The sequence below is a fragment of the Rhodococcus sp. NPDC059969 genome, from assembly GCF_042738325.1.
Taxonomy (GTDB): Bacteria; Actinomycetota; Actinomycetes; order Mycobacteriales; family Mycobacteriaceae; genus Rhodococcus_F.
This window is the reverse complement of sequence record NZ_JBHWUF010000008.1, coordinates 142267-159008: the sequence shown is the minus strand read 5'-3', so window position 1 is coordinate 159008 and position 16742 is coordinate 142267. Positions and strand designations below refer to the sequence as shown.

Genomic DNA, 16742 nt, shown 5'->3' with positions numbered 1-16742 from the left:
CAACTCCTACTCGGCAACACTTTTTCGCCCGATGAGCAGGGCAGAAAGCGGTCGGAACGGCTGCAACCAGGCGCCCTCGTCGGGCAGGGTGTCCAGGCTTACCCGTGGCAGAGGCTCACGGAAGACACCCGGGATGTCCTCGAGATCGACGAAATCCAAGATATCGGACGACACGGCCCAGCTGGCGTGTTCACGGAACCCGAGAACCTGGACCGGGATGCCGGTTGCTGCGATGTCCTCGAGAGGTTCGCGGAACGCTTGGCCGTCGGCAGACGCGACCATGATTCCGGCGAGGCCCTCGCCGTACCGGAGCGCGATGTGCTCGAGCATGTCCGAATCGACATCGCTGTCTTCATCGACCTTCGGCTTGGCGAACACCGCGAAACCCACGTTACGCAAGGCTTCGACCCAAGGACGAACGACGTCGGCGCTGCCGGAGGCGATGTTGGTGAAGACCGTCGCTTCGGGCTCGAGCGTGCCACTGTTCTGTGTGGACAGTTCGGCGGTGCGGGAGAGCAGCCAGCGGCCCAGTGCGTCGAATCGTGGCCGGTAGGCGGCGGTAGGCCGGCCACCGAGGATGGCGCCGAGGCCCATGTCGAGGTTGGGGGCGTCCCAGACCAGAAGCACCCGCTTGGGGTGGCGGGAGTCACGACCGAAGTCGAGAGGAGATTCCGACGACGCCACGTCGTCGGATAGCTGTTCGCTGACGCTCATGCTCTGATCTTCCCCCATATAAGCTCGGTGATTGCACTTCCGACCTTATGGGCTTTGTCCTCGAACTTGGTGACCGGACGCTCGTGGGTCATCGGAGACTCCCAGTCGAGTGCGGTCAGCAGCGGCTCGGCATTACCGGCTTCTTCGATCCATTCTGCGTATTCGGCGTGATCGGTGGCCACGTGCAGCACTCCGCCAGGCTTGAGGCGGTTGGCGATCAGCGCGAACGTCGGCCCCTGCAGGAGGCGACGCTTGTGGTGGCGGGCTTTGGGCCACGGATCCGGGAAGAACACCCGGACGCCCGTCAGGGATTCGGGGGCGACCATATTTTCGAGTACGTCCATCGCGTCACCGCGTAGTACGCGGACGTTGGGAATCTCTTCGCGTTCGACTTGCTGCAGAAGCTGTGCGAGCCCCGGGCGGTACACCTCGATCGCGACCAGGTTCACGTGCGGTTCTGCCTTGGCCATAGCGGACGTCGCGGTACCGGTACCCGAACCGATCTCGATGATCAGGGGTGCTTCGCGTCCGAACCAGGCGTTCGCGTCGAGCGGTGTGTCCGAGACGTCGGCGCCGATGAGCGGCCACTGACGGTCCCAAGCCTGCTGCTGTGCGTCGGTCAGCGCACCCCGACGAGAGCGAAAGCTGGTCACTCTCGGATGGAGACGGGACCCCTTGGCGTGGTCCGTCTGCCCCGTCTCTGGGGTCTGCGGTGCATGCTGATCGGCTTCGTTCACGAACCCATTGTCACGCATGACCCCCGTTTAGCGCAGACGGGTCTGAAGTTTGAGTTGAGACTTTCCGCGGAAAGTCCTGAATCCGCCGACTTCGGACAGTCGGCGAAAGGGCGGTGTCACCTGCCGTCCTTGCCGAGAACCTGACAGAATCTCACCGACACGATGGGGACGTGGGGTGGGGATGAACACAGGATTTGCATGCAGTAATTGGTCACGAATGTTGCCCGCAGAATCGCTCGACGACGCCTGCGCGGAGCCGATCGACCGGTTGCGCGCTCTGGCATACCGGCTGGCGTCGATCGATTCGGGAGCCGCAGAGGCGGTTCACTCCGTGCTCGGATCGCTGACCGCACCGCTCGAGTTGGTAGTCGCGGGTCGAGCCGGGGTGGGGCGGTCGTCGTTGGTCCGGGTCCTGGGGCGCGATCAGCGGTTCTCGCGCAGAGTTGTCGGTGCACCGGTTGTGGTGACCGAGTCGCGGGCGTTCGACGTCCCTGGAACGTCAAACCCTGATCTGGGTCGTCGTTGTGTTGTCTACGTGGTGGTCGACGCGGTCCGCGACGTCGACCGCCGAGTGATCGCCCGAGTCTCGGATCGGGCGGTGGTCGCGGCAAACAAGGCCGACCTGTTCGGACCGCGCTGGGACGAGGCACTGGGACGGGCCGCGGAAATCTCGGAGACCGTCGGCGTGCACACGGTTCCGGTGGAGACGCTGACCGGACGCGGCGTCGAAGAGTTGTTCGCGGCTCTCGGACCGGTCCTGGAGGCGCAGTGGTGGGGCCGGGTCGAGCAGATCGGTCCAGTGCTGACGCGATCTGCCTCGCGCAGCACTGCGGGCAGGGACGAGATCGAGTTGTATCTGAGTTCGGACTCCGCGGTGTTGTTCGTCGCCGCGGCGGCGATGATGAGCCCCGAAATTCGAGGCCTGCGTCACGGCGAGCCTCCCGATCCTCGTACTGCTGACGAGGCGGGCATGTGCAGTCGGTGGTGGGGCGAGCTCGTCGACGAGTCGGAAGAGGCTCCACAACAAAGGATCTCACTGATTCGCCGCGGGTATGTGCGTCGGTGGGCGCAGCTCGGGGGCGATCGCTCCGCTCCGGCGGTGACCGATGAATAGCGTTTCGGTACTTCCGGATTCGATTCTGCGTGTGGTGCAACGATGGAACCCGTCCTCCGATCCGGGTCGCCTCGTCAGTGGTGAATCATCCAGTGGCACTCGCATTTACGTTGTCGGGCCACAGAGATGTGGTCGGGAAGACATCGTGCAGATGTTCCGTGCTTCAGGCGAGTGTTCGATAGCGGCGCGCGAAGCGGACGCGGACGTCGTACTTCTGGTCGTCGATGCTGCCAGCGTGATCGGTCGCGAGGATCTTCTTCTGCTCGACGACGCAGCAGAAAGCGGAACGCCGGTGGTGGTGGCGTTGACCGCGTTGACGTCTACCGAGACTGGCAGGCTGTGCACCGACGCAATGCCGAGGTTCTTTCCTCTCACTGCACCGCCTTTGCCCAGGCATCGATCGTTCCGATTGCGCCTGGTCAGGAGCAGACGCTCGTTGCCGTCGTGAGCCAGGTGGCACGCGAGAGGCAGGCAGGCGACTCGAATTCCGGCGTCATAGCGCAGACACGTCGGATGATCGAGGTAGAGATCCGGAATCTTCGTGACAGCGTTCCGGGTGCCGAACTGCGGGCCGAGCGATCACAGCTGCTGGCAGATCGTGACGGCCGGCGAGGCGAACGACTGGTGCAGGTGCGAAGCCGACTGCAACGAGCGCGTGGGGATCTGTCACAGCAGATCGCCGAAGCGACCCGGGCGACGGTCGCAGGGGCACGTGCCTGGGTCGACACGGCCTCGCGAGCCGAATTGGGCAGCGTACCGATGCGGTTGCAGCACGAGGTCGACCATCACACCCGGGTAATCGATGCCGCGATGGCGGCAGCTGTCGAGGTGGCGGGTGCGACCGGCTACGTGGCTTCCCCACGGATTCCAGAGGACCCGCCGCATCGTCGACGGCGAAATGAGGATCGGGTGACGATTCTGGTCGGCGCGTCCGCGGGCCTCGGGCTCGGCCGGATCGCGGTGACTCCGCTGGAGATGATTCCGGCGTTGGAGTTCGCGAGCATCCCGGTGACCTTGGTACTGGGTGGCGTCGCGGCGTGGTGGTTGGCGCGAACTCGCGGGCTGATGGCGGATCGTGCCCAATCGCGATCGTGGATCGTCGAGTCGATGTCGACGGTGCGCGCTCAGTGGGAGCAGCGGGTACAGAGCGTGCTGCTCGAGGCGGAGGCAGATCTGGGAGCGGCGATCATGGCGGAGAGTCGCGAACAATTGGCGTCGGCACAGGCGCGAATCGTGGAGATCGACGGTGAACTTCGTGAGCTTGCCGCGGCCAGATCGGGTCAGCTCGCGTCGTGCGAGCGCGACCTCGCCGCGTTGAACGCTGCCCTCTGACGATTCTCGGGCGGGCGGTTGTCCACAGGGCGGCAATTTCGGCCACGCGTGATCGGCCGAGTCTGGTAATACTGAGCGGACGGTTTCGGTAGGGGTTGCCGAAGCAGCAGTCACTTTCATTTGGGGGATTCATGGATGCATTTCTGATCACGGCCGGACACATCGACGACGGGCACGAATCCGAAGCGCTCGATCCTGGGCGTATCGAGCCCGAGACCTTCGGGCCCGCGTCGGGACCGGTCGATGCCGGCGAAATGAACTTCGACGCCTTCGACTTGGACGGTGACGGGACGGCCGACAGCCGCGTCGTCCACTCCGACGACGCCGTCGTGATCGTGTCCGATTTCGATCGTGACGGTAGCGCCGATCGCCTCACGATGATCGAGTCGGACGGCGACTACTCGGCCTGGGAATGCCGTCGAGACGACGCAGGCTCCCTCGTCTGGCAGAAAATCGATGCCGGCGCGCTCTGAAAAGCTTCCGTTTATGTGCTCTGAGCGCCGGGTAGGCACCTGAACACACCAACTGAATCGTTTCTGTGACATTTCTGACCGCACCCGATTACCTGCAGGTGAACAGCCAGCGTTAACCTCAATACATAGGACACCCGGCGTCCGTGAAATCCACGTGAGTGGATGACGCGGCTGGACCCCGTCGAGAGGGGGACACCGGGATCGACTGGTATCGGGGCGCTGCAGTTCGCATCCGGTGTCACGAGAACCCGGTTCCGGCTCACCCCAGGAGAGTTTGATGACCTCAGCGACCATTCCCGGTCTCAATGGAACTGACGGCACGCCCCCCACGGAGCACAAGGAACTGCTTGCATGGGTGCAAGAGGTTGCCGAACTCACCCAGCCTGACCGCGTCGTCTTCGCAGACGGCTCGGACGAAGAATGGGACCGACTGACCACGAAGTTGGTCGAGGCAGGAACCTTCACCCGCCTCAACGACGAGAAGAAGCCGAACTCTTTCCTCGGCAACTCCGATCCTTCCGATGTGGCGCGAGTCGAATCGCGTACGTACATCTGCTCGAAGGAAGAAATCGACGCAGGTCCCACCAACAACTGGATGGACCCGGCGGAGATGCGCACCCTCATGGGTGACCTGTACCGCGGTTGCATGCGTGGACGCACCATGTACGTCGTTCCGTTCTGCATGGGCCCACTCGACGCCGAGGATCCGAAGCTGGGCGTCGAGCTCACCGATTCCGAGTACGTCGTCGTCTCGATGCGCGTCATGACCCGCATGGGCGGCAAGGTTCTCGACAAGCTCGGCACCGACGGATTCTTCGTCAAGGCTCTGCACTCGCTCGGCGCTCCGCTGGCCGAGGGCCAGGAAGACGTGGCGTGGCCGTGCAACGACACCAAGTACATCACTCACTTCCCCGAGGATCGTGAGATCTGGAGCTTCGGTTCCGGCTACGGCGGAAACGCTCTCCTGGGCAAGAAGTGCTACTCGCTGCGTATCGCTTCGGCAATGGCGCACGACGAGGGCTGGCTGGCCGAGCACATGCTCATCCTCAAGCTGATCTCGCCCGAGGACAAGGCCTACTACATCGCGGCGGCATTCCCCTCCGCTTGTGGCAAGACCAACCTCGCGATGATCCAGCCGACCATCCCGGGATGGCGCGCCGAGACTCTCGGTGACGACATCGCCTGGATGCGTTTCGGTGAGGACGGACAGCTGTACGCCGTCAACCCGGAGTTCGGTTTCTTCGGCGTGGCTCCCGGCACCAACTGGTCCTCGAACCCCAACGCCATGCGCACCATCGACCAGGGCAACACGGTCTTCACCAACGTCGCTCTGACCGACGACGGTGACGTCTGGTGGGAGGGCCTCGAAGGCGACCCGCAGCACCTGATCGACTGGAAGGGCAACGAGTGGACGCCCGAGTCGGGCACCCATGCGGCTCATCCCAACTCGCGTTACTGCACCCCGATGTCGCAGTGCCCGATCATGGCTCCCGAGTGGGACGACCCGGAGGGCGTGCCGATCTCGGCAATCCTGTTCGGTGGACGTCGCAAGACGACGGTTCCGCTGGTCACCGAGGCTCGCGACTGGCAGCACGGCGTCTTCATGGGTGCAACGGTCGGCTCCGAGCAGACCGCAGCAGCCGAAGGCCAGGTCGGTACGGTTCGCCGCGATCCGATGGCGATGCTGCCGTTCCTCGGCTACAACGTCGGTGACTACTTCCAGCACTGGATCGACCTAGGCAAGTCCGCGGACGCGTCCAAGCTCCCCAAGGTCTTCTACGTCAACTGGTTCCGCCGCGGCGACGACGGACGCTTCCTGTGGCCAGGCTTCGGCGAGAACTCTCGCGTCCTGAAGTGGATCGTCGAGCGTATCGAGCACAAGGCTGCGGGCATCGACACCCCGATCGGCGTCGTTCCCACCGGATCGGCACTCGACATCGAAGGCCTTGACGTGTCGGACGCCGACATCACCGAGGCTCTCGCGGTGAACATCGACGAGTGGAAGGCGGAGATCCCGCTCATCGAAGAGTGGTTCGACTTCGTCGGCGAGAAGCTTCCAACCGGCATTCGTGACGAGTTCGAAGCTCTGAAGCAGCGGTTGGCCTGATAAACCGCCCCCGTATGTAGTGGCCTGATGCCGCATTGGTTCAATTTGATGAACCGATGCGGCATCGGTCGTCTGTATGCCCCTTGCCTGTAGCCGTTATGCAGTTCAGCCGTTAAGCAGTGATCAGCGAATCGAGCGGGTCGACACACTCGATCCTCAGGAGGACCAGATATGAGCGGGATCTATAACAACGTGACCGAATTGGTCGGGCGCACCCCGATCGTGCGACTCAACCGTCTGACCGAGGGCCTGGACGCACAGGTTGCCGTCAAGCTCGAGTTCTACAACCCGGCCAACAGCGTCAAGGACCGGATCGGTGTGGCAATCATCGATGCCGCCGAGAAGTCCGGTGCACTCAAGCCCGGTGGCACCATCGTCGAGGGCACCAGTGGTAACACCGGTATCGCCCTTGCCATGGTCGGTGCTGCTCGCGGCTACAAGGTCATCCTGACCATGCCCGAGACCATGTCCACCGAGCGTCGAGTGATGCTTCGTGCATACGGCGCCGAGATCGTGCTGACCCCGGGCTCCGAGGGCATGGCCGGTGCAGTTGCCAAGGCCAAGGAAATCGTCGAGCAGACCGAGAACGCTGTCTCGGCCAGCCAGTTCGCGAACCCGGCCAACCCGGCCATCCACGAGGCAACGACGGGCGAAGAGGTCTGGGCCGACACCGACGGCGCCGTCGACATCTTCGTGTCCGGCATCGGCACCGGCGGCACTATCACCGGCGTCGGACGCACCCTTCGCAAGTACAAGCCCGAGGTCAAGATCGTGGGCGTCGAGCCCATCGACTCGCCGATCCTCAACGGTGGCCAGCCCGGCCCCCACAAGATCCAGGGAATCGGCGCGAACTTCGTGCCCGACGTCCTCGATCGCGAGATCTACGACGAGATCATCGACGTCTCGTTCCCCGATTCCATCGAGGTCGCTCGCGCACTCGGTACCAAGGAAGGCATCCTGGGCGGCATCTCGTCCGGCGCCATCGTCTGGGCAGCACTCGAGTTGGCGAAGCGTCCGGAAAACGCCGGCAAGCTGATCGTGGCTGTCGTGTGCGACTTCGGCGAGCGTTACATCTCCACCCCGCTGTTCGAACACATCCGGGACTGAGACTTGTGAGTATCCTCGGGACAATTCGCGAGGACCTGCAGGCTGCGCGCGGTCAGGATCCTGCCGCGCGCAGCAATGTGGAGAACGCGCTCGTTTATTCAGGGCTGCATGCCATTTGGGCACATCGGGTTGCGCATCGCATGTGGGCCGTCCCTGCGCTACGCGGCCCGGCGCGAGTGCTCTCGCAGATGACACGCTTCGTCACCGGCATCGAGATTCATCCCGGTGCCACCATCGGTCGACGGTTCTTCATCGACCACGGCATGGGCGTCGTGATCGGGGAGACGGCCGAGGTCGGCAACGATGTGATGCTTTATCACGGCGTCACTCTCGGTGGCCGCTCACTCGAGCAGGTCAAGCGCCACCCGACGCTGGGTGACCGGGTCACGGTCGGTGCGGGTGCCAAGATCCTCGGGCCCGTCGTCATCGGCGAAGGTAGCGCTATCGGCGCCAACGCCGTTGTGACCAGGGATGTTCCGGCCGAATCCATCGCGACGGGTATCCCGGCGGTGGCGCGGCCACGGACCACCAAGGAGAAATTGGTGGACCCGAACAGCTACATCGATCCAGCGATGTACATCTGAAGCACTCCTTCTTCGATGGCCACCCTCGTGTAGACGGCGGGTGGCCATCGGCGTCTGTTCAGGCTCGCGTCAGGTGCCATCCGCGACGTCCCAGTACGACGGCCGTCGCAGCGCCCAATGCTGCTCCGATCAAGGGATAGCAGGCCAGGACGAGCCAGCGCGGTCCGTCTAAGGGTTCGTAGGCGGTGGCTATTGTCGACTCGTAGTCCCGAGCCATCTGCACGTCCCGGAACGGTACGTAGGAACCCTGATAGACGATGGTCTCGTCAGGGCTGGTCATCACGTCGATCAGACTGCCCACCAGGGGAATTCCCCCGACGACAAATCCCAGAACCGCCAGAATCGCGATCAGTGTGCGCATCGCCCGAGCCTATCGCCCGGCCGGAAGTTCAGACTGTGATCGACGGTTCTTCGGGGGTCGAGAGGGTCAGGATCGCCCGCACGACACGTGGGCTCTGCTCGAGTGAGCGTTCGAGTTCGCGCAACGTGTGAGCCACTCGCGATTCCACGTAGTCACCGACCAGATCGACGCTTGCCACCAGATACACCTGCCGCGGCCCGAGGTATTCCATGCGCAAGAACGTGATTCGGTTGATCTCTGGTAGTTGGGAGAGGGCTTCGACGGCTGCTGCCCGCAGCGTCGGTGAGGCCTCTTCGCCCACCAGGAATCGGCGGTTGCGATCGATCAGGATGATCGCGATGACTCCGAGAAGTATGCCGACGAAGATGGAGCCGAGGGCGTCGGGGATCGGTGAACCGGTGATCTGGTGCAACAGGACACCGACGAACGCGATGACCAAACCGATAAGTGCCGCAGCATCTTCGGCGAACACGGCCCGAGTCGTCGGGTCGGATGTGTTGAGTGCCTGGGTCATGACGTCGCGGTTCACGGCGGACGCTTCGTTTCGGAGTTGTTTGTACGCCTGCCGGAACGAGATGCCTTCGAGGATGAACGAGACGCCGAGGACGGCGTAGGCGACACCGAAGTCGGACGCCGGTTCGGAATGGAACAGTTCCTGGATGCCATGGGTGATCGAGACACCCGCGCCGAGTGCAAACAGTCCGAGAGCAGCGAACATCGACCAGATGTAGGCCTCCCGACCGTAGCCGAGTGGCTGGTCTCGGTCGGGAACCCGTTTCGAGCGGCGGTTCGCGATCAGCAGCAGCACTTCGTTGCCGGTATCGGCCCAGGAATGGGTGGCCTCGGCGACCATCGAGGCAGATCCGGTGACGATCGCGGCCGCGGTCTTGGCCCCGGCGATCAGTGCGTTCGCCGCAAACGCCAGTACGACCGTCGTGGTGCTCTCGTCGGCCGATGCTTCCGTTTCGGTGCTCACGATTCTCAGGCTAGGCGGGTGACGACGGTTTCGTGCGGTGACGCTCGGCGACGGAGCGCAGCAGTGTGGCGACGGCGTCGTAGAACTGCGTCAGGCCCGGCTCTTCGACGGGAAAGTGCCCGCACCCTTCCAACATCACGGATTCGGTGGGTGCGTTGATGCGGCGAAGGAACTCCAGGCTCAGCTCGGGCGGTGTCCATCGGTCGTCGGCCGGGTGGGTGAGCAGGACGGGTGTCGTGCGAAATGATTCGGGCGCGGTGTGCTCGAACGAGAAGTAGCTGCTGAGAAATCCGAGTGGCACCCGAACACCGCCGCCGCGCGGATCCGTCGCACACAGCGTCGCGAGTTCCCGATTGCTGCTCATGTTCGCGACGTCGGCGACCCAACGGATGGGCACGCGGATACGGCCCACCAGTTGTTCGGTGCGGCGCATCAGGGGAGCGCCGTAGACACCCATCGGGCCGAACCGCGCCGCGGCAGCTCTGGCCGATGGATCCGAGGAATCGAGCAGGCAGGTAGCGACGACGGCGTCGGCCAGACCGGTCCGCGCGGCCACCTCGTAGGCCAGCAGACCGCCGATGCTGGCTCCCAACAACACCAGCGGCCGATCGTCGGCTGCCTTCTCTGCTCGGACGAGATCGCAGAGAAGATCGACCCACTGCTCGTACCGGACGCCGGCGGGATCGGCTACGACGGTGTCGCCGTACAGCGGAAGGTCAGGGAAGAGGACTTCGGCTCCGAGTTTCACGCCGATCCCGGCGAACGGCCACAACGCGCCCGAGTAGCCGCCGGCGCCGTGGATGCCGAGAACACGAACCGGCGCGTCTGGAACCACGGCCCGTGCGACGTGGACGGTGTTGCCGTTCCACTCCCACCACGTCGGGGTCGGCGCCGGCATGTGGTCGGTGTACCGGTCGGGCATAAACTTCGAGTAATCGGCGCTGGTCACCTACACAATTCTCGGTATCGGCGTCGCGGCTGACAACTCGCATCGGAGGACCGTGTCGACTCGGCGGAAAAGGCCCTCCCAGCAGCGCTCGAGGGCTACCTACGACGCGATCCTGGAGGCAGCTACTCGCGTTTTCGCTTCGGAAGCCATGGCAGCGACCACCAACCGGATCGCTGACGAAGCAGGGGTGTCGGTGGGCTCGCTCTACCAGTATTTCGGCGACAAGTACGAGATCCTCTCGGAGTTGGCGAACCGTCACGTGAGTGCTGCGCGGGAGAGTTTTGCGCTCTGCCTTGCCGACATCGTCGAGCGTGAGCTCACCCCGGACGAGGCCGTCCGGATGTTGGTGGAGTGCGCGGTCGAAGTGAACAGTAAGCCGCGAGAGTTCTTTCACCTGCTCTACGATCAGGTTCCGCGTACGCGTGAGCTCATCGAGCAGGTCGAAGGAATGAATCGGCAACTGGTACTGGGTTTTTCGGAGTACTTGCAGAGCCGCGGTTTCAGTGCGGAGGATGCGTTGCTGACGTCGCGGCTGACTGTGACTGCCGTGGACAGCCAGGTGCATCGGGTTGTGCTGGAATCGGATTCACCCGAAGAACTTCGAGTGCGAACGGAAGCCGTCGTGCGGCAGGCGAGATCGATGATCGCGTCGGAATCCTGATCCGGTGTGCGGAATGGTGACCACAGTCCGTTATGGTTCTGACGTCATCATCGAGGTAATGGGAAGTCGGTGCAATTCCGGCGCGGTCCCGCCACTGTGAGGTCGTCCACGCGTCGACCGTAGCCAGATACCACCCTCGTTGACGTTGTGTCATGCCACGAGGATGGATCGGTCACACCATGAATGCTGTTGGCGGAGCTCTGTCTCCACCTACCCACCTGCCTTCGCCGAAGGCTGGTGCACCTCGAGGACGACTCAGTCCGGGTATCGTGCTGCCCATTCTGCTGGTCGTCACCGCGGTCTCGGCTGTGTGCGCGTTGGCCTTCGGATCCGAGATGCTCCCCGTGTCCACCGTGGTGGACGTGGTGCACTCGCGCTTCGGAGGCCCGGCCGTCACACGCTCGGATCTTGCGATCGTGTGGGGGATCAGGGCACCTCGGGTGCTGCTCGGTCTGGCAGTCGGCGCTGGTCTTGCCGTCGCCGGTACGGTGGTGCAAACCCTCGTCCGTAACGCTCTCGCCGATCCCCACCTGCTCGGAGTGTCGTCCGGCGCGAGTGTCGGTGCCACCGCCGTTATCACCACCGGACTGTTCGCCGGTGCCGGAGTATGGGCGCTCAGCCTCGGTGCGATGATCGGAGCTCTGGGAGCTGCGATTCTCGTCTTCACCATCGCGACGCTGCAAGGCGGCATCACTCCACTGCGATTGGTTCTGACCGGGACTGTTACCGCGTCCGCGCTGTCGGCGATCGCGAGCTTTTTGGTCCTGCGCACCAACGACTCCCAGGCTGCGCAGTCCGTATTGTTCTGGCTCCTGGGAAGTTTGGCCGGTGCCTCCTGGGACAAGTTGTGGGCGCCGGTCATCGTTGTGGTCCTGCTGACGGCAGCGGTGTTCGCGCTGCACGGTTGGTTGGACGCACTGGCGGCTGGGCCGGACGTCGCGGCTTCCCTGGGTATTCCCATCCGAACCCTTCGAAACGTGTTGTTCGGAGTGCTGGCGGCGTTGGTCGGCACGATGGTTGCGGTGTCCGGTGCGATCGCCTTCGTAGGCTTGGTCATACCGCACGTGACACGCATGATCGTCGGAGCCAGACATCGAGTGGTGTTGCCGGCGGCAGCGCTGATCGGGGCGTCGTTCCTGGTGTGGGTCGACGTCGTGGCGCGGACGTCGTTGCGGCCGACAGAGATCCCGCTGAGCGTGGTGACCGGGGTGATCGGTGCCCCGCTGTTTCTCCTGCTTCTCGGCCGTCGGCGCTACCGTTTCGGTGGTAGTTCGTGAGCGCCCGTGCACTGCCTCTGACTGCGTCCGGAGTAGTTGTTCGCATCGACCGTCGAACCATCGTCAAGGGCGTCGACATCGTCGCTGACGCCGGTGCAGTGGTGGGTGTGGTCGGTCCGAACGGTTCAGGCAAGTCGACTTTCTTGCGTGCTCTCGCCGGTCTCGGACCGATCGCCGGCGGTGACGTTCGCGTCGGCGGCGAGTCCGTGCACGCGATGTCGGCGCGTTCGCGGGCCAAAGCCATTTCTTTTGTGGCGCAGGAAGAGCAAAGTCCCGCCGACCTGTTGGTTCACGAATACGTGACTTTGGGGCGCACCCCACACGCAAAGCCCTGGAGCGTCGGCGGAAAGCACGAGAATGCCGTCGTCGATCGTGCTCTGGGCGAGGTCGGAATGATCGAGCACCGATTCTCTTCGATGGACACGCTTTCCGGTGGAGAGCGTCGGCGGGTATTTCTTGCCCGGGGACTCGCGCAGGACGCCGGCGTACTCATCCTCGACGAGCCGACCAATCATCTCGACATCCGGCATCAACTCGAACTGCTCGATCTGGTCCGGTCGTTGGACCGGACGGTGATCATGGCACTGCACGACCTCGATTTGGCTGCAGCAGTGTGCGATCGGGTACTCGTGCTCGCGGACGGAGTTGCCAAAGCCTTCGGTCATCCCTCCGACGTACTCACCACCTCGGTGGTCGCAACTGTTTTCGGCGTCGAGACTTTCGAGCTCGTGAACCCTGCGACAGGCCGTTCACACCTCGTATTCGAATCACGAAATTCTCAACCACAACACACATTTTCGGAGAGTGCACTTTGATACACGTCAAGACCCGCGCGTCGTTCGGTGCGGTCGCAGCCGCGACAGCGTTGTTGGCCGTTTCCGGCTGCACAGCGACCGCACCCCTCGACGAAGCCGCAGACAAGACTTCGGTCACGCTGGAGAACTGCGGAACGGAAAGCACTTTCCAACTTCCGATCGAAAAAGTTGTTGCCACAAGCAATGCGGCCAATATCGGCACCATTCTCCGAGTCGGCGGACTGGATCGTCTCGCTGCAGTCGTGTTGAACACCAACAACGACGCGGTCATGGATTCGATGTTCGGTCCTGGAATCGCCGACGTTCCACACCTGGACGGAACGATCACGATGGAGACGATTCTGGGTAAGCAGGCGGACCTGGTGGTCGGCTCGTACAGCGGCTTGTTCAAGGGAGCCTCCGGTGTGACGCCGGAATCGCTGCAGGGCAACAATATCGACTCATATGTGATCTCCGACAGCTGTCGGCAGAGTGCCGCCGCGGATTCCGCGCTCGGAACGATGGGTCCGTGGGATGCCCTCCGTGCAGACGTGACGAATTACGGAAAGCTGTTCGGAACCGAGGACACTGCCGCAAAGGCGCAGACCGAATTGGATTCGCGTTTGGCACGTCTGGAGTCGGCACCGGATGCGGGCGACAAGCCGAAGGTGCTGATCTACGACAGCGGTGAAGAAGATCTGTACACCAGCGGAGGTAATGGAGCCCCCAACGGAATCATCGATGCGGCCGGGGGAACCAATGTGTTCGCCGACGTCGACAACACCTGGTTCAAGGCGAGCTGGGAGACCGTCGCGAAGTCCGAACCCGACGTCATCGTGATCATGGACTACAAGAAGAGTGCCGACGAAGTACAGGGCAAGATCGACGCGATCAAGAGCCGAGAAGGCCTACGTGACCTCGACGCAGTCAAGCAGAACCGCTTCGTCGTACTTCCTCTCGCCATGTTCACCAGCGGATTCCCCAACATCTACGGCGCGGAACAGTTGCGCGCGAAGATCGAAGAGTTCGGGCTGGCTCCGTCGAGCAGCATCGACTGGACAACCGCGCCGTCGGCATGAGTGTCGACAGTGGTTCGCGTCGGGTGATCGTTGTAGTGCGGCCGACGGTGAGCGGCCTCGACGAGGCGGCTGCACGCCGGCTGCTTGACGCTGTTCAAGCGGGCACCGACGTCGACGTTCGCGTTGCGTATCTCGATGTCGCTTCGCCGAGCCTTCACGAGGAACTCGATCGAGCCCATGCCGATGGCGTGGGCAACGTCGTGTTGATTCCAGTTGCGGTGCCGAGGGATCGGTACCTGCTCACGTGGACAAGCAAGGCGGTTGCGAACTGGCGCGAAACCCGAATCGACGCCGAACTGGAAGTGACGCTCCACGAATCGGAATCGCTCGAAGGTGCGGTGGCCGGGCAGGTGATCGACGAACTCGACTCGGCGGGAAAGCCGATTACAGCGAGTCCGGCGTCGTACCGCAGTCCGGCGTGGTCGGTGATCGAGCAGCACGAGAGGCATCTGTTGGTGTGCAAGGGGCCCCGCTGTATGGCGTACGGAGCAGGACCTCTCCACCGGGCGATGAGCGCGGCGGCCAAAGGCACTTCGGCAAAGGTGACGGGGACCGGTTGCCTGAGCCCGTGCAACCTGGGGCCGTTGGTGATCGCGAACCCCGGCGGTACCTGGTTCGGTCACGTGGACGCCGGAGACGCCGACGCGTTGGTGTCCGGTCTCGAGGATCAATTGGTGGATCACATTCTGGACCGGTAGATGCCGGGTCGGTAAAAGCAGAGAACCCGCTGGGCGCGAAGTGCGCTCAGCGGGTTCTGTTGTCCTGTCTCAGGAACCGAAGGGAAGGGTTCCCGGCGGGATCTGGTATCCACTGCTGCCGACGGAGGCGCTGCCCCAGAGTGCGAGGAAAGCGTTGATGGCGTTGGTGAGCATATGAATGTCCTTTGTGAGATGACTGATTCGTTTTCGACGGTACCGGGTGGATCTGTGGATTCGCTGGGAGTTGACACCCTTTTCACGGGGCTGGCACCCGTTCCGGCAGGTCGGAACGGGTGCCAACTGTCAGCAAAGGGTGCCAACTCCCGGGTGGGTCAGCCCACGTAGCCGGGCGGCATGAGTACGGACTTGGTCTCGCAGAAGGCTTCGAGGCCCTCGGGTCCGTTCTCGCGGCCGATACCGGAGTTCTTGTACCCGCCGAACGGTGATCCGGGATCGAAGGCGTACCAGTTGATCGCGTAGGTACCTGTGCGAATCTGCGCGGCAACTTCGAGGCCGTGGTCGATGTCGGTGGTCCAGACTGATCCGGCGAGGCCGTAATCCGAATCGTTGGCGATCTTGATGGCCTCGTCCTCGGAGTCGTACGGAATCACCGAGAGAACGGGTCCGAAGATCTCCTCACGTGCGATGGTCATCGAGTTGTCGACGTCGGCGAAGATCGTCGGCTCGACGTACCAGCCCTTGTCCAGACCGGCGGGGCGTCCACCACCGAGTACGACGCGTGCGCCTTCTTCCTTGCCCTTGGCGATGTATCCCTCGACGCGCTCGCGCTGCTTCTCGGAGATCAGGGGGCCGAGTTGTGCTGCAGGATCGGACGGATCGCCGACGGTCATGAAGCCTGCGGCGGTCTTCATTCCCTCGATGACCTCGTCGTAACGCGAACGGGGGGCGAGGATTCGGGTCTGAGCGACGCAGGCCTGGCCGGTGTTCATCAGGCCGGACATGACGAGCATCGGCATTCCGGCGGCGATGTCGGCGTCCTCGAGGATGATCGCGGCGGACTTGCCACCCAGTTCGAGGGAGCAGCGCTTGAGGTTCTGCGCGGCGATGGCACCGATCTTGCGGCCGACGGCACTGGATCCGGTGAAGGTGATCTTGTCGATGCCCGCGTGCGAGACCAGGTATTCGCCGGTCTCGGCTCCGCCGGGGAGCACGGAGATGACGCCTTCGGGAACGCCCGCCTCGGTAAAGATCTCGGCAATCACGTGGACGGACAGTGGGGATTCGGGTGCGGGCTTGAGCAGAACCGTGCAGCCGGCGAGCAGGGCGGGTGCCAGCTTGTTGATCGCCAGGAACAGCGGGACGTTCCAGGCCAGCACGGCGGCGACGACGCCGACGGGCTCACGGGTCACCTTGGTCTGCCCGAATGCGCCGGTGCGCTTCTCTTCCCACGCGAACTTGTCGGCCAGTTCGGCGTAGTAGCCCAGCGTCGCCATCGACGGGGTCTGCTGCATCATGCCGACCATGGCGGGCGGCTGGCCCATCTCGTTGGAGATGAGCTGGTTGATTTCCGCGCTGCGCTCTTCGATCAGCTTGGCGGCCTTGGCGAGGATCGCGCCGCGCTCGGCGGGGGTGGTGCGTGACCACGGTCCCTCGAACGCCGCGCGGGCTGCGGACACGGCCGCGTCGATGTCTGCCGGTGCTGCGATGGGACAGCTGCCGACGCGCTCCTCCGTTGCGGGAGAGAACACTTCGAGTACCTGGTCGGTGGCCGGGGCCACCCATGCTCCACCGATGTAGAGCTTGTCGTAGTCAGTCATC

The 16742-nt window shown here is 63.5% G+C and carries 18 protein-coding genes and 1 riboswitch; of the genes, 12 read left to right on the top strand and 6 right to left on the bottom strand.

Features of this window, described 5'->3' with window-relative positions:
- Positions 1-6: 6 nt before the first annotated feature.
- Positions 7-714 carry an NYN domain-containing protein gene (locus ACFWAD_RS21690; RefSeq protein WP_378547578.1) on the bottom strand — a complete coding sequence of 236 codons (708 nt, stop codon included), beginning with the start codon at positions 712-714 and terminating at the stop codon, positions 7-9.
- A complete protein-coding gene (trmB, locus tag ACFWAD_RS21685; RefSeq protein WP_378448806.1) occupies positions 711-1469 on the bottom strand; it encodes a tRNA (guanosine(46)-N7)-methyltransferase TrmB in 759 nt (252 codons plus the stop codon). Before trmB ends, ACFWAD_RS21690 begins: the two co-directional genes overlap by 4 nt.
- A gap of 163 nt (positions 1470-1632) precedes the next feature.
- Between trmB and ACFWAD_RS21680 the strand changes: the two genes are divergently transcribed.
- The 7 genes from ACFWAD_RS21680 to epsC all read left to right on the top strand — a co-directional run bounded on the left by ACFWAD_RS21680 (position 1633) and on the right by epsC (position 8168).
- On the top strand, positions 1633-2565 hold the full coding sequence (locus ACFWAD_RS21680) for a Rab family GTPase (protein WP_378547575.1): 933 nt from the start codon (positions 1633-1635) through the stop codon (positions 2563-2565).
- Entirely contained in the window at positions 2558-3013 is a 456-nt protein-coding gene (locus ACFWAD_RS21675; protein ID WP_378547573.1) for a hypothetical protein, read from the top strand. The genes ACFWAD_RS21680 and ACFWAD_RS21675 overlap by 8 nt, the downstream gene beginning before the upstream one ends.
- Positions 3014-3078: 65 nt before the next feature.
- Positions 3079-3897: a hypothetical protein gene (locus ACFWAD_RS21670; protein ID WP_378547570.1), complete on the top strand. Its 819-nt coding sequence runs from the start codon at positions 3079-3081 to the stop codon at positions 3895-3897.
- 131 nt (positions 3898-4028) lie between these two features.
- Positions 4029-4370 carry a DUF6802 family protein gene (locus tag ACFWAD_RS21665; RefSeq protein WP_378547567.1) on the top strand — a complete coding sequence of 114 codons (342 nt, stop codon included), beginning with the start codon at positions 4029-4031 and terminating at the stop codon, positions 4368-4370.
- A gap of 277 nt (positions 4371-4647) precedes the next feature.
- Complete coding sequence (locus ACFWAD_RS21660; RefSeq protein ID WP_378547564.1) at positions 4648-6477, top strand: phosphoenolpyruvate carboxykinase (GTP); 1830 nt, start codon at positions 4648-4650, stop codon at positions 6475-6477.
- Between the two features lie 171 nt (positions 6478-6648).
- The gene (gene cysK / locus ACFWAD_RS21655) at positions 6649-7584 is read left to right on the top strand and encodes a cysteine synthase A (RefSeq protein WP_003945916.1); all 936 of its coding nucleotides are present in this window, start codon (positions 6649-6651) and stop codon (positions 7582-7584) included.
- A 5-nt stretch (positions 7585-7589) separates the two neighbouring features.
- Complete coding sequence (epsC, locus tag ACFWAD_RS21650; RefSeq protein ID WP_378547561.1) at positions 7590-8168, top strand: serine O-acetyltransferase EpsC; 579 nt, start codon at positions 7590-7592, stop codon at positions 8166-8168.
- A gap of 58 nt (positions 8169-8226) precedes the next feature.
- Here epsC and ACFWAD_RS21645 read toward each other — a convergent pair whose 3' ends face one another.
- The 3 genes from ACFWAD_RS21645 to ACFWAD_RS21635 are packed head-to-tail and all read right to left on the bottom strand — an operon-like array spanning position 8227 to position 10454.
- Positions 8227-8529, bottom strand: coding sequence for a hypothetical protein (locus ACFWAD_RS21645; protein ID WP_378547558.1), 303 nt, complete (start codon positions 8527-8529; stop codon positions 8227-8229).
- 28 nt (positions 8530-8557) lie between these two features.
- The gene (locus ACFWAD_RS21640; RefSeq protein ID WP_378535450.1) at positions 8558-9505 is read right to left on the bottom strand and encodes a cation diffusion facilitator family transporter; all 948 of its coding nucleotides are present in this window, start codon (positions 9503-9505) and stop codon (positions 8558-8560) included.
- A gap of 10 nt (positions 9506-9515) precedes the next feature.
- Positions 9516-10454, bottom strand: a complete 939-nt coding sequence (locus ACFWAD_RS21635; RefSeq protein ID WP_378547555.1) for an alpha/beta hydrolase — start codon at positions 10452-10454, stop codon at positions 9516-9518.
- Positions 10455-10602: 148 nt separating this feature from the next.
- Between ACFWAD_RS21635 and ACFWAD_RS21630 the strand changes: the two genes are divergently transcribed.
- The 5 genes from ACFWAD_RS21630 (at position 10603) to ACFWAD_RS21610 (ending at position 14963) form a co-directional block, all read left to right on the top strand.
- Positions 10603-11115: a TetR/AcrR family transcriptional regulator gene (locus tag ACFWAD_RS21630; RefSeq protein WP_378547552.1), complete on the top strand. Its 513-nt coding sequence runs from the start codon at positions 10603-10605 to the stop codon at positions 11113-11115.
- A gap of 16 nt (positions 11116-11131) precedes the next feature.
- Positions 11132-11269: riboswitch (cobalamin riboswitch) on the top strand.
- A 115-nt stretch (positions 11270-11384) separates the two neighbouring features.
- Complete coding sequence (locus tag ACFWAD_RS21625) at positions 11385-12392, top strand: FecCD family ABC transporter permease (protein ID WP_378547824.1); 1008 nt, start codon at positions 11385-11387, stop codon at positions 12390-12392.
- Positions 12389-13207, top strand: a complete 819-nt coding sequence (locus ACFWAD_RS21620; protein WP_378547550.1) for an ABC transporter ATP-binding protein — start codon at positions 12389-12391, stop codon at positions 13205-13207. The genes ACFWAD_RS21625 and ACFWAD_RS21620 overlap by 4 nt, the downstream gene beginning before the upstream one ends.
- Entirely contained in the window at positions 13204-14265 is a 1062-nt protein-coding gene (locus ACFWAD_RS21615) for an ABC transporter substrate-binding protein (RefSeq protein ID WP_378547547.1), read from the top strand. Before ACFWAD_RS21620 ends, ACFWAD_RS21615 begins: the two co-directional genes overlap by 4 nt.
- On the top strand, positions 14262-14963 hold the full coding sequence (locus ACFWAD_RS21610; protein WP_378547544.1) for a CbiX/SirB N-terminal domain-containing protein: 702 nt from the start codon (positions 14262-14264) through the stop codon (positions 14961-14963). Before ACFWAD_RS21615 ends, ACFWAD_RS21610 begins: the two co-directional genes overlap by 4 nt.
- A 332-nt stretch (positions 14964-15295) precedes the next feature.
- Here ACFWAD_RS21610 and ACFWAD_RS21605 read toward each other — a convergent pair whose 3' ends face one another.
- Positions 15296-16741: an aldehyde dehydrogenase gene (locus ACFWAD_RS21605; RefSeq protein ID WP_003945530.1), complete on the bottom strand. Its 1446-nt coding sequence runs from the start codon at positions 16739-16741 to the stop codon at positions 15296-15298.
- Position 16742 lies beyond the last annotated feature (1 nt).